This window comes from Kocuria sp. LHG3120, from assembly GCF_049897445.1.
Lineage (GTDB): Bacteria > Actinomycetota > Actinomycetes > Actinomycetales > Micrococcaceae > Kocuria > Kocuria rosea.
On sequence record NZ_JAFCWG010000001.1, the window covers coordinates 342,635 to 355,044 of the forward strand.

Here is a 12,410-nt window from a genome sequence, read left to right on the forward strand (position 1 = left end):
CTTACCCCGCGGCACCGACCGCCCGGCCCGGCCGCCGGCGGCGGGGCTCACGGCCCGACGGCGGCCGCGGGACGGCCGCTCCCCCGTCGGACGATCCGGTAGGTGTAGGCGGGCTCGGCCACCCCGATGGGTCCCGCGAAGACCTCCTGCGCCTCCTCCACGGCCCGCGTCGGGGAGTTCCACACCGGCAGGTGCGTCAGCAGCAGCTGGCGGGCCCCGGCGTCCCGGGCGGCCTCCGCCGCGCGCCGGCCGGTCAGGTGGATGCCGCGCAGCGCGTCGTCGCGGCCCTCGTGGTAGGCGGCCTCGCACAGGAAGACGTCGGCGTCCCGCGCGGCGCGCACGAGCCCCTCGCACGCGTCGGTGTCCCCCGAGTAGGCCAGGGTGCTGGGGCCCATGACGCCGTCGTAGTCGATGCGCAGGGCGTAGGGCTCGGGCGTGGGGTGCTCCACCCGGAAGGGCGTGATCGCGAACGGCCCCACCCGCACGGGCTCCTCCGGGACCCAGGTGTGGAAGTCGAACTCCCCGTGCATCCCGGGCTCCGTGGGGAGCCCGTGGGTGCTGCTGAGGTACTCGTGGAGGCCGGTGGGCGCCCACAGCGGGATCGGGGGTCGGCCCCAGCCGCGCGGGTCCCACTTGATCGCCACGTGCAGCCCGGCCAGGTCGATGCAGTGGTCGGGGTGCAGGTGGCTGACGAGCACGGCGTCGATGTCGTGCAGGTCGATGTGGCGCTGCAGCACCCCGAGGGCGCCGTTGCCCATGTCCAGCAGGATGCGCCAGGTCCGTCCCTCGGCGTCCTCACCGCTGACGAGGTAGCAGGAGGCCGGGGAGTTCGGCCCCGCGAAGGAGCCGGTGCATCCGATAATGGTGAGTTTCATGGGCGAGAGCCTTCCAGGAGGTGCCGGTGGGACGGCGGCCGCACCGGCCGCGGAGCTGCTCAGGGCGCGGACGGGCCCGCTCCCCCGATCATCTCCGGGGTGATCCGCGCGAGCGAGCCCGTGGGGTACTGCTCCGCCACGGAGCTGGTGTGCCGGACGCGGGCGACCTCCGGCCCCAGGAACCGCCGGGCGAGGACCTCGAAGGACGCGGCGTCCCCGGTGGCGAGGAACTCGTGCCGGGCGGGCCCGCCCGGCACCCCCGGCTCGCGCTCGAGCCCGTGGCTGACGAGCGCCCGGTAGACGTCCTTGGCGGTCTCCTCCGCGCTGGAGACCAGCGTGACGGCGTCGCCCATGACGTAGGAGATCACGCCGGTGAGCAGGGGGTAGTGGGTGCAGCCCAGCACCAGCGTGTCCACGTCGGCCTCGCGCAGCGGGTCCAGGTAGGCCTGGGCCGTGGCCAGCAGGCCGGGCCCCGTGGTGACGCCCGCCTCCACGTAGTCGACGAACGCGGGGCAGGCCACCGAGTCGATCCGCAGGTGGGGGGCGGCGGCGAACGTGTCGTCGTAGGCGCGGGAACCGACCGTCGCCTCCGTGCCGATGACGCCGATCCGGCCGTTGCGGGTCGAGGCGACCGCCCGGCGCACCGCCGGCTGGATGACCTCGACCACCGGGATCCCGTAGACCCGGGTGTAGCGCTCCCGGGCGTCGCGCAGCACCGCCGCGGACGCCGTGTTGCAGGCGATCACGAGCAGCTTGACGCCGGAGTCGACGAGCTCGTCCATGATCCGCAGGGCGTGCGCCCGGACCTCGGCGATCGGCAGCGGCCCGTAGGGCCCGTGGGCGGTGTCCCCCACGTACACGATCTCCTCGTGGGGCAGCTGGTCGATGATGGCGCGGGCCACGGTGAGACCGCCCACCCCGGAGTCGAACACGCCGATGGGTGAACCGGGGTTGGGGCGCCGGGCGGCCCGGCCGCCGGCCCCGAAGACGTCGTCATCCTGCATATCGTCAAGAGCGTAGTCCCGGGCGTGCCGCCGTCCCAAACCGCGCCGCGGCCGTGCCGCCGTGAGCCGCGTCACCCCCGGCCGGGGCGGGGGCCGCCCGGGGTGTCGTGCCCGGTCAGTCCCGGGGCAGGTCGTGGAGGAGGGCCTCCATGAGGGTCTCCTGCAACCACGAGACGAAGTTGTACAGGAGCGACATGTACGTCTCGACGTCCTCGATCGCGGACCAGTCGTCGTAGCGACCCACGCGCTCGGCGTCGGCCTCGCTGCGGATCCCGAGCCGGTCCGCCAGCACCAGCCGCACGTCGTTGAGGGCCTGCCCGAAGGCCTGCGCCTGGGCGGGGTCCAGCCGCACGGGCTGGGCCTCCAGCGCGAGGGCCGCCTGCTGCAGCACGCCGCGCTTGGTCTCCCGCAGCCCCCGCTCCGTGTACCGGCGGAACTCGGCGGCGCGCTCGGGGTCCAGGCTCCCGTCGGGCAGCAGCCGCCGCAGCGCGGAGTCGTCGGGGACGGTGGCGTCCCCGGACACGCCGAGCATCCGCTCGAGCGAGTCCTCCGAGGCCGGCTGCTCGGGGGCGAGCGCCTGGGCGACGTCCGCGAACAGCTTCTGGAGCAGCTCCTTCTCGGGCTCCTCGAAGCGGGCGGTGATGCCCCGGCGGGTGGACCGGAAGCCCTGCGCCATCAGTGGCCCCCCGCCTGCTCGAAGGTGGCCCACAGTCCGAAGCCGTGCATCGCCGCGGTGTGGGTCTCGGCCTCCTCGAGGGAGCCGCTGGCCACCACGGAGCGCCCGTGGTGGTGGACCTCCAGCATCAGGGAGCGGGCCCTCTCCTCCGGGTAGCCGAAGTAGGAGCGGAACACGTAGGTGACGTAGCTCATCAGGTTGACGGGGTCGTCCCACACGACCACGTTCCACGGGGTCTCGGTCTCCGTGGCCACGGACGTCGCGCCGGTGGGCCGGGTGCCGGTCTCCGGGGTGGCGGTGGCCGCGGGGCGGGCGGCGGCGGGAGTAGCGCAGTGCATGGTCCGTCCATCGTAGCGAGTGCCGGAGGCGGGGCGCACCGGCGGCGTCGCTAGAGTGGTGCCCGTGAACCAGCGCAGCCACCGGTGGGCCCCGCCGCCCACGTCCCTGATGACCGACCACTACGAGCTGACCATGCTGCAGGCCGCCCTGCACGCCGGCACCGCGCAGCGGCGCAGCGTGTTCGAGGTCTTCGCCCGGCGGCTGCCCGCTGGGCGGCGCTACGGCGTGGTGGCGGGCACGGGGCGCCTCCTCGAGGGGCTCGGGAGCTTCCGCTTCGGCGACGAGCAGCTGCGCTTCCTGTCGGACACCGGCGTGGTCAACCGAGCCACCCTGGACTACCTCGCCGACTTCCGCTTCACCGGCTCGATCTCCGGCTACGCCGAGGGCGAGGCGTACTTCCCCTCGTCGCCGCTGCTCGTGGTCGAGGCCACCTTCGCCGAGGCGTGCGTGCTCGAGACGTACTTCCTGTCGGTGCTCAACTACGACAGCGCCGTGGCCTCGGCCGCCTCCCGCATGGTGGGTGCCGCGGCGGGGCGCCCGTGCATCGAGATGGGCTCCCGGCGCGCCCACGAGGAGGCCGCCGTCGCGGCCGCGCGGGCGGCGGTCATCGGCGGCTTCGACTCGACGTCGAACCTCGAGGCCGGGCACCGCTACGGGATCCGGACGGTCGGGACGGCCGCCCACTCCTTCACGCTCCTGCACGACACGGAGGAGGACGCCTTCCGCGCCCAGCTCCAGTCCATGGGCCGGGACACGACCCTGCTGGTCGACACCTACGACGTCGAGACCGCGGTGCGCAAGGCCGTGGAGCTCGCGGGTCCCGGTCTGGGCGGCGTGCGCCTGGACTCGGGCGACCTCGTGACCCAGGCCGCCTGGGTGCGCGGGCTCCTCGACGAGCTCGGCAACCCGGACACCCGCATCACCGTCACCTCGGACCTGGACGAGTACGCGATCGCGGCCCTGAACGCCGCGCCCGTCGACGCGTTCGGCGTGGGCACCCGAGTGGTCACCGGCTCCGGCGCGCCGACGTCGTCGATGGTCTACAAGCTGGTGGCCCGCGAGGACTCCTCCGGCGAGCTGCGGCCCGTGGCGAAGGCCGCGAAGGGCAAGGTGTCCGTGGGCGGGCGCAAGCACGCCCTGCGGCGCCGGGACGAGCGGGGCACGGCGACCCACGAGATGGTCGGCATCGGCCGGCTGCCCGACGACGACGGCGACGACCGGCCGCTGCTGGAGGACTTCGTCCGCCGCGGCGAGCTGCTGGACGGCTGGACGGGCCCGGAGGGGGTCCGCCGGGCCCGGGAGCGGCACGCGGCGTCCGTGGCGGAGCTGCCCCGCTCGGCCCGGCGGCTCAGCGAGGGCGACCCCGTGATCCCGACCGTCCTGGGGCCCGAGGCCCCGGCCTGAGCGCCCGTCCGGGCGGCGCGCGCCGGGCGGGATCCGCCCAGCGGCACCCGCCGGAGGAGCACCACCGGGCGAGAAGCACCGAGCGAGAGGCACGAGCGTGAAGCACCGAACAGAGGGAGGAACACCATGAGGACCGCACTGATCGTCGTCGACGTGCAGAACGACTTCTGCGAGGGCGGCTCGCTGCCCGTCGCCGGAGGCGCGGCGGTGGCCGCCGCCGTGTCGGAGCACCTGGAGGACCACCACGGGGACTACGCGGCCGTCGCGGCCACCCAGGACTGGCACGTCGACCCCGGGGCGCACTTCTCCGACGAGCCGGACTACGTGGACTCCTGGCCCGTGCACTGCGTCGCCGAGTCCCGCGGGGCCCACTCCCACCCGGACCTGGACACGGACTGGATCCAGGCGTGGTTCCGCAAGGGCGAGCACGACGCCGCCTACTCCGGCTTCGAGGGGCTGCTCGCCCCGGACGCGGACGTGCCGATGGGCGACGACGAGGACGTCGACGAAGAGCCGGACGTGAGCCTCGACGACTGGCTGCGGGAGCACGAGATCGAGGCCGTGGACATCGTGGGCCTGGCGACCGACCACTGCGTGCGGGCGACCGCCCTGGACGCCGTCGAGGCCGGCTACGACACCCGGGTGCTGGTGGAGCTCACCGCGGGCGTCGCCGCGGAGTCCACGGAGCGCGCCCTGCGGGAGATGGCCGAGGCGGGGGTCGAGGTCGTCCGGTCCTGACCCGTGCCCGGCAGCGGACCGCCTCGTCCCGGGCGGTTCGCGTCCCGGGCGCGACTCACTTGCGCCCGATGAACCAGTCCTGCAGCTTCTTGACCCGCGCCTGGAGCTGCGCCTCGTTCGCCTGCGCCACCGCGGGTCCGCCGCACACCCGGCGCAGCTCGTTGTGGACCATGCCGTGCGGGGTGCCGGTGCGGGACGCCCAGGCCGAGACGTTCTTGGACAGGGTGGCGCGCAGCTCCTTGAGCCGCCGGTGGTCGGGCACCGCCGGCTGCTCCGGGGTGCGGGCGGCGCCGGGGCGCCGCCGGGCGTGCTGGGACTGCCGCTCCCGCAGCAGCGCCGAGACCTGGTCGGCCTCGAGCAGGCCCGGGATGCCGAGGAAGTCCGCCTCCTCCTCCGAGCCCACCGCCACGCCGCCGCCGAAGGCGCCGCCGTCGAAGAGGACCCCGTGGAAGGACGCGTCCGAGCCGATGGCCTCGAACCGGCCCTGGGCGAGGGCCGCGGACGCCTTCTCCTCCCGGTTGGCCTCCTCGAGCAGGTCGTCGTCCCAGCCCTCCTCGAGCGGGTCGGCCGGCAGGCCGGTCTCCTCCGCGGCGGGCTTGTCGAGGGCGTGGTCCCGCTCGGCCTCCATCTCGTTGGCGAGCTGCATCAGCGCCGGCACGGACGGCAGGAACACGGAGGCCGTCTCCCCGCGCTTGCGGGCGCGCACGAAGCGGCCGACCGCCTGGGCGAAGAACAGCGGCGTGGACGTGGACGTCGCGTAGACGCCCACGGCGAGCCGGGGGACGTCGACGCCCTCGGAGACCATCCGCACGGCCACCATCCAGCGGCTGTCCCCGACGGAGAACTCGTCGATCCGGTCCGAGGCGCCCTTGTCGTCGGAGAGGACCACGGTGGGGTTCTCTCCCGTGATCCGGCGCAGCTGCGCGGCGTAGGCCTTCGCGTCCTGGTGGTCGGTCGCGATGACCATCGCCCCGGCGTCCGGCACGGTGCGCCGCACCTCCGTGAGCCGCTGGTCCGCGGCCTGGAGCACCGACGGGATCCACTGCCCGTTCGGGTCGAGCGCCGTGCGCCACGCGTGGGCGGTGATGTCCTTCGTGAAGCCCTCGCCGAGCTCCGCGGCCATCTCCTCCCCCGCGCTGGTGCGCCAGCGCATCTGTCCCGAGTAGGCGAGGAAGATCACGGGCCGGACCACGTGGTCCTTGAGCGCGTCGCCGTAGCCGTAGGTGTAGTCGGCGCTCGAGCGGCGGATGCCGTCCCCGTCCTCCAGGTAGCGCACGAACGGGATCGGCGCGGTGTCCGAGCGGAAGGGGGTGCCGGTCAGGGCGAGCCGGCGGGCGGCGGGGTCGAAGGCCTCCTGGAGCCCGTCGCCCCACGTGAGGGAGTCCCCGGCGTGGTGGATCTCGTCCATGATCACCAGGGTCCGGCCCGCCTCGGTGCGGGCCCGGTGCAGGAGCGGCTTCATGGCCACCTGCGAGTAGGTCACGGCGGCGCCCAGGTAGTCCCGGCCGTGGGAGCCGTCCGCGTTCTTGAAGTTCGGGTCGATCGCCAGGCCCACGCGGGCGGCGGCGTCCGCCCACTGCCGCTTGAGGTGGTCCGTGGGTGTCACCACCGTGATCCGGTTGACGGTCCCGCGGTCGAAGAGCTCCTTGGCCACGCGCAGCGCGAAGGTCGTCTTGCCGGCCCCGGGGGTCGCGACGGCCATGTAGTCCCGGGGCTGTGCCTCGAAGTAGCGCTGCAGCGCCTCCGCCTGCCAGGCGCGCAGCTTGGGGGCCGTGCCCCACGCGGCGCGGTCCGGATAGGCCGGGGGGAGGTCGGCGGCGGCTGCGCCGAACAGGGAGAGCTGGTCGTCCTGGGACACTCTGGCGACGTCCTTTCGCTCGTGGTGCCGCGGCCTCGTGGCCGCGGTGGATGACGGGGGCGCGGCGGCGGGCCACGCAAAAGCGCCCGCCGGCGGCGGGCGCTTGCTCGGCCGGGGGTGCTCAGCCCTGGTCGTCGCCCTGGTCGTTCGGGGGGCGGAGTCCGTCGTAGATCTCCTTGCAGGTCGGGCACACCGGGAACCGCTGCGGGTCGCGGCCGGGGACCCAGACCTTGCCGCACAGGGCGATCACGGGCTCGCCGGAGAGGGCGGACTCCATGATCTTCTCCTTGCGCACGTAGTGCGCGAAGCGCTCGTGGTCGCCCGGCTCCTGGAGCTCCCTGGTCTCCTCGCGCTCGATCGTCGAGGTGCCCCCGGCCGGCTGCGCCGGATCGGCACCGTACGGGGTGTCGTCCGGGCCGTTCGTCGGGGTGCCGGTGGTCGCCGCTGAGACATGCATGGGCGCCAGTTTACCCCGTCCCCGCCGGCCCCCGTGCGCCGGGAGCGCCCGTCCCGCTCAGCGGAACTGGGCGACCTCCTGGAGCAGCTCGGGGGCCCGCCGGTCGTACCAGCGCCCGCCGAGGACGATCCCGCCCCAGCACAGCAGCGGGCCGAGCACCGCCCCGGCGGCCAGCCCCGCCCAGCCCCACACGGGGTCGCCGGTGAAGACCTGCACGAGGAGGGGGACGGCGGCCGGCAGCACGAGGACGAGGATCAGCCCCAGCGCCACGAACTGGACGAGGACGTTCAGGACGGTGAAGCCCTGCGGCGTCTTCAGCGGGGACGCGCCCGGCGGGGCCACGGGGTAGGTGTACCGGGCGGACATCACCGAGGACAGGCCCGCCCCGCCCAGCAGCGCCAGCAGCGCGGTGCCCGCGACCCCGGGCAGCAGCTGCCACCGGCCCTCGACCGCGAACGGCAGCAGCAGCCCGGCCGCCGTGAGCGGCACGGCGATCACGAGCAGCGCGAGCACCCGGCCCGCGCGGTCGTGGACGCCCCGCACACCGGTGAGGACGTGCAGGTGCAGGGCGGTGTTGTCGTAGGACACGTCGCCCGAGATCTGGTACGCGAGCAGCGCCGCGATCATCGGGCCCAGGGCGTAGAGGAAGACGCCGCCTCCCTCCGGGTCCCGGGAGAACCACATGAGCACGGCGAGGGCCGGGATGACGAGCAGACCGGCCGAGTAGCGGGGGTCCCTGACCCAGTAGACCAGGCACCGGGCCGCGACGGCCGCCCACGGGCGCCGGGGCGCGAGGTCGAGGAGCCCCGCGCCGGCGGCCCCCTCGCGCGGGGCCGCGGTCCGCCCGCCGGCCGTGCTGGTGAGGGCCCGCTCCTGCGCGACCCGCCAGACGAGGACGAGGACGACGACGGTCAGGACCGTGACGGCCAGCCGGGCGGCGGCGGTGCCCCACCGGCCGGCGGCGACGTCGGCCGGGACCGCCCAGACGGCTCCGACCGGTGTCCACGCGAGCACGCCGGCGTACTGCGGCAGCCGGTCCCACAGCCGCTCCAGCCCGCTCAGCAGGCCGGTGAGGATCGGGCCGAGCAGCACCAGGGCCACGAGCGCGGCCAGCGAGACCAGCTCCGTGAGGCGCCGGCGGCGGCCGAGACCGACGGCGAGGGCGGTGACGCAGCGGGATCCGGTGACCACGAGGGCCAGCGCGAGCGGCACGCACAGGAGGGCCGCGAGCAGCGCGGCCGCGGACGAGCGCCAGGAGCTCACCGTGGCGAGGAGCGCCACGACGGTGAGCGCACCCGGCACGCCGACGACCGCGCCGAGGGCCTGGCCCCACTGCACCTGGCCCACGGACAGGGGCAGGAGGGCGAGGCGGGCCGGGTCCAGCGTGGCGTCGGCCCGCGCCGCGAGGATGGGCAGCAGCCACCAGGCCAGCACGGCCGCCGACCCGGCCAGCACGAGGACGGTGCGCACCAGGGACAGGTCCTGACGGCCCAGCAGGAACAGCGCGACGACGGCCAGGCCCAGCAGGAACACGAAGTAGGCGGCGCCCAGCACGGTCCCCACGAGCACCCAGGTGCTGCGGGTGAGGGTGTTGACGAGGATCCTCGCCTTGAGGCCCACGAGGCGCCCGGCCAGGGCGGCGGTGCCCGCCCGGGCGGGGGCGAGGCCCTCCGGGGCCGGGGCGAGCTCCGGGCTCACTCCGGGCGCAGCCACGGCAGGCCCTCCCCCGTCTCCCGGCGCCCGCCGACCAGTTCGACGAACCGGTCCTCGAGCGTGGCCCCGGCCCGGACCGCGTCGACCGTCCCGGCGGCCAGCACCCGGCCGCGGTCCATCACGGCGACGTGGTCGCACATCCGCTGCACGAGGTCCATGACGTGGCTGGAGACGACCACGGTCCCGCCGGCGGACACGAAGCCGTGCAGGATCTCGCGGATGTTCGCCGCCGAGACGGGGTCGACCGACTCGAACGGCTCGTCGAGGACGAGCAGGCTCGGGGCGTGGATGAGGGCGCCGGCCAGCGCGATCTTCTTGGTCATGCCGGCGGAGTAGTCCTGGACCTGGGTCCCGGCGTCGGCCGTGAGGTCCATGGCCCGCAGCAGGTCGTCGGTGCGCTCGGCCACGACGTCCCGGTCCATGCCGCGCAGCAGGCCGGCGTAGGTGACGAGCTGGTGTCCGGTGAGCCGGTCGAACAGGTGCAGTCCGTCCGGCAGCACGCCCATGAGCTGCTTGGCCCGCCGGGGCTCGGCCCAGACGTCGACACCGGCCACGCGGGCGCTGCCCGCCGTGGGGCGGAGGAGTCCGGTCGCCATGGACAGCATCGTGGTCTTGCCGGCGCCGTTGCGTCCCACGAGGCCGAAGAAGGAGCCGCGGGGGACGTCGAGGTCCACGCGGTCCACGGCGACCTTGGCCTCGGGGGTGCCGGGGCGGCCGAAGACCCGGACGAGCCCGCGCACGCTCAGCGCCGGCGGCCCGCCGGACGGGGGCGCCGGGGTGTCCGGCGCGGGGGCACCGGTCCGTTCCGGGGCGGCCTGCGGGAGGTGCTGGTGGCTCATGCCCCCAGCGTAGGCAGGCGGGACCGGGCGCGCCTCCGGCGCGCGGCGGAGCCCGCCCCGCCGGCGCGCGGGATGCGCTCCGCCGTGCGGCGGAGGACGCGCCCCGCGCGCCGGCGGACGGTGGCCGTGCGGGCGGGGCGGTCAGGGGGGCGTCAGGGGCGGGGGCTCAGAACAGGGCGCGCATCAGGGCGCCCCGGGCGGTCACCGTGCGCGGGTCCTCGGCGCCCACCACGTCGAAGAGCTCGAGCAGGCGCAGCCGGACGGCGTCCCGCTCCTCCCCGGCGGTGCGCCGCACCAGGTCCAGCAGCCGGCGGAAGGCGTCCTCCACGTGGCCGCCCGAGACGTCGAGGTCGGCGACGGCCAGCTGCGCCGCCACGTCCTCCGGGGCGGCGGCGGCCTCGGCGCGGACCGTCGCGGCGTCCAGCGGCAGCACCCGCTGGAGCAGGTGCACCTGGGCGAGGGCGAGCTTCGCCTCCCGGTCCCCCGGGTTCTCGGCGATCGCCTTCCGGTAGGCGGCCTCGGCGGCGTCGACGTCCCCGGCCTCGAGGGCGTCCACGGCCTCCTGGTGCAGCGGGGGCAGGGGCTCCGGCTCGTCGTCGGGACGGACGGGCTCCACGGTGCCCGTGATCCCGTTCTGCTCGGCGAGCGCGAGCAGCTCGTCCAGCAGCTGGGTCACCTGCTCGGCCGGGACCGTGGAGTTGAACAGCGGGACGGGCCGCCCGCCGAGCAGCGCCACCACGGTGGGCACGGACTGCGCCTGGAACATCTGCGCGATCTCGGGGACCGCCTCGGCGTCCACGGAGGCCAGCAGGAGCCGTCCCCGGTAGCGGTCCACGACCTGCTCCAGGGTGTCGGTGAACGCCACGGACTGCTCGCTGAAGCGGGCCCAGAGGGCGAAGACCACGGGGACCCGGGTGGAGAGCTCGGCGACCTCCTGGAAGTCCGCCGCCGTCACCTCCCGGCGGTACCCGCCCGGCCGGCCCTCCCCCGCGGGCTGCCCGCCCGGCCCGGCGGCGGGCACGGCGCCCAGGTCCACCGCGCCCCGCACCGACGACGGGAGCGGGGCCTCCTGCGGCGGCGGAGCGGTCTCGGCGGTGCGGCGGGGCTGCTGGTGCTGGAACTCGTTCACGGGGCGTCTCCTGAGGGCTCGTCGACGGGCACGGCGGTCCGCTGGGCCGTCGGTGTCGGGGCGGGATCGGTGGTCCGGTCCGCCGGGCCGGGGCGGCGGCCGGCGGCGGGACGGCGCCCGGCGGGCGCCGCGGGTCTTCCACGATTATCGGCCGCCGGGGGCGGCTCGGCCACCGGTGCGCCCGCGTGTCCGCTCCCGGCGTGACGCCGTGACGGCGGCCGCGCCGGGCGGGGCCGGGCTCAGCGGCGGGTGCGCCAGCAGCGCTCGTGCCAGTGGCGGCGGTCCTCGAAGGCGCTGCGCGCCCCCAGCAGGGAGTCCTGCTGCCAGACGACCAGGTGCGCGATCCCCGGCGGGATCGACCGGCCGCAGCCGGGGCAGGTGTAGGTCTTGACCGCGTTGGCGGGCCGGACGTGGCGGACCAGCCAGTCCCCGTCCGCCGAGCGCTCCACCGTGGGCGCCGGCTCCAGGACGCGTTCGACCGACCACGGCTCCTGGGCGGCGCCGCGCTGCCACTTGCTCGCGCGCGGGCCGCTGCCGGGGCCGCCGTGGCGGCGTCGGGAGGAGTGGTTGGAGCGTGGCACCGCGCCATCGTCTCACAGCGGGGGCCTCCGGGTCCGGGCCGGGTCCCGCGGAGCGCTAGGCTGGTCCGCGTGCGTCTTGTCATTGCCGATTGCTCCGTCGACTACGAAGGGCGTCTGCGCGCCCACCTGCCCGCCGCCCGGCGTCTCCTCCTCGTGAAGGCGGACGGCTCCGTGCTCGTCCACTCGGACGGCGGCAGCTACAAGCCCCTGAACTGGATGAGCCCGCCCGCCCGCCTGCACGTCGGCGAGCCGGAGGCCGAGCTCGCGGCCGAGGGCGTGCTGCAGACGTGGACCGTCCAGGCCGCCAAGAGCGACGACCGCCTCGTCATCCAGGTGTTCGAGATCCACGAGGACGTCTCCCACGAGCTGGGCACCGACCCCGGGCTGGTGAAGGACGGCGTCGAGGCGGACCTGCAGCGCCTGCTCGCCGAGCAGATCCACCGCCTGGGCTCGGGGCACACCCTGGTCCGGCGCGAGTACCCCACCGCGATCGGGCCCGTGGACATCCTGGCCCGCGACGCCGCCGGCGCCACCGTGGCGGTCGAGCTCAAGCGCCGCGGCGACATCGACGGCGTCGAGCAGCTCACCCGGTACCTCGAGCTGCTCAACCGGGACCCCCTCCTGGCGCCCGTGCGCGGGGTGTACGCCGCCCAGCTCATCCGGCCCCAGGCCCGGGTGCTCGCCGAGGACCGGGGCATCGCGTGCCTGACCCTCGACTACGACGAGATGCGCGGGCTCGACGACAGCGGCTCGCGCCTCTTCTGAGCCCGCTCCCCCGGGCCCACCGGCGCGGGCCC

Annotated in this window: 13 protein-coding genes; 3 read left to right on the top strand and 10 right to left on the bottom strand. The window is 75.5% G+C overall.

What is annotated here, in order from left to right:
- Positions 1-47: 47 nt before the first annotated feature.
- From ACP7CD_RS01600 to clpS, 4 genes are all read right to left on the bottom strand, one after another.
- Positions 48-875 carry an MBL fold metallo-hydrolase gene (locus ACP7CD_RS01600; protein WP_017833240.1) on the bottom strand — a complete coding sequence of 276 codons (828 nt, stop codon included), beginning with the start codon at positions 873-875 and terminating at the stop codon, positions 48-50.
- 59 nt (positions 876-934) lie between these two features.
- Positions 935-1,879, bottom strand: a complete 945-nt coding sequence (gene murI / locus ACP7CD_RS01605) for a glutamate racemase (RefSeq protein ID WP_035928866.1) — start codon at positions 1,877-1,879, stop codon at positions 935-937.
- Positions 1,880-1,994: 115 nt separating this feature from the next.
- Positions 1,995-2,555: a DUF2017 domain-containing protein gene (locus tag ACP7CD_RS01610; RefSeq protein WP_017833242.1), complete on the bottom strand. Its 561-nt coding sequence runs from the start codon at positions 2,553-2,555 to the stop codon at positions 1,995-1,997.
- Positions 2,555-2,893, bottom strand: a complete 339-nt coding sequence (gene clpS / locus ACP7CD_RS01615; RefSeq protein ID WP_284563593.1) for an ATP-dependent Clp protease adapter ClpS — start codon at positions 2,891-2,893, stop codon at positions 2,555-2,557. The genes ACP7CD_RS01610 and clpS overlap by 1 nt, the downstream gene beginning before the upstream one ends.
- A gap of 55 nt (positions 2,894-2,948) precedes the next feature.
- Here clpS and ACP7CD_RS01620 point away from each other — a divergent pair, with 55 nt between their 5' ends.
- Complete coding sequence (locus ACP7CD_RS01620) at positions 2,949-4,298, top strand: nicotinate phosphoribosyltransferase (RefSeq protein WP_373994751.1); 1,350 nt, start codon at positions 2,949-2,951, stop codon at positions 4,296-4,298.
- A gap of 126 nt (positions 4,299-4,424) precedes the next feature.
- Positions 4,425-5,036 (top strand): isochorismatase family protein, encoded by a 612-nt coding sequence (locus ACP7CD_RS01625; RefSeq protein ID WP_336649755.1) that lies wholly within the window; start codon positions 4,425-4,427, stop codon positions 5,034-5,036.
- Positions 5,037-5,091: 55 nt separating this feature from the next.
- On the opposite strand, the gene ACP7CD_RS01630 is transcribed toward ACP7CD_RS01625, so the two are convergent.
- The 6 genes from ACP7CD_RS01630 to ACP7CD_RS01655 all read right to left on the bottom strand — a co-directional run bounded on the left by ACP7CD_RS01630 (position 5,092) and on the right by ACP7CD_RS01655 (position 11,613).
- Positions 5,092-6,894 (bottom strand): DEAD/DEAH box helicase, encoded by a 1,803-nt coding sequence (locus tag ACP7CD_RS01630; RefSeq protein WP_017833246.1) that lies wholly within the window; start codon positions 6,892-6,894, stop codon positions 5,092-5,094.
- A gap of 121 nt (positions 6,895-7,015) precedes the next feature.
- A complete protein-coding gene (locus ACP7CD_RS01635; protein WP_035928859.1) occupies positions 7,016-7,351 on the bottom strand; it encodes a DUF3039 domain-containing protein in 336 nt (111 codons plus the stop codon).
- 57 nt (positions 7,352-7,408) lie between these two features.
- A complete protein-coding gene (locus ACP7CD_RS01640) occupies positions 7,409-9,064 on the bottom strand; it encodes a hypothetical protein (RefSeq protein WP_426118587.1) in 1,656 nt (551 codons plus the stop codon).
- Positions 9,046-9,903 (bottom strand): ABC transporter ATP-binding protein, encoded by an 858-nt coding sequence (locus tag ACP7CD_RS01645; RefSeq protein WP_017833249.1) that lies wholly within the window; start codon positions 9,901-9,903, stop codon positions 9,046-9,048. Before ACP7CD_RS01645 ends, ACP7CD_RS01640 begins: the two co-directional genes overlap by 19 nt.
- Before the next feature lie 166 nt (positions 9,904-10,069).
- Positions 10,070-11,032, bottom strand: coding sequence for a tetratricopeptide repeat protein (locus ACP7CD_RS01650; protein ID WP_017833250.1), 963 nt, complete (start codon positions 11,030-11,032; stop codon positions 10,070-10,072).
- A gap of 239 nt (positions 11,033-11,271) precedes the next feature.
- Positions 11,272-11,613, bottom strand: coding sequence for a hypothetical protein (locus tag ACP7CD_RS01655; RefSeq protein ID WP_017833251.1), 342 nt, complete (start codon positions 11,611-11,613; stop codon positions 11,272-11,274).
- Between the two features lie 69 nt (positions 11,614-11,682).
- On the opposite strand from ACP7CD_RS01655, the gene nucS reads away from it, so the two are divergent.
- Entirely contained in the window at positions 11,683-12,378 is a 696-nt protein-coding gene (gene nucS, locus ACP7CD_RS01660; protein ID WP_031282930.1) for an endonuclease NucS, read from the top strand.
- The last annotated feature ends 32 nt before the right edge of the window (positions 12,379-12,410 follow it).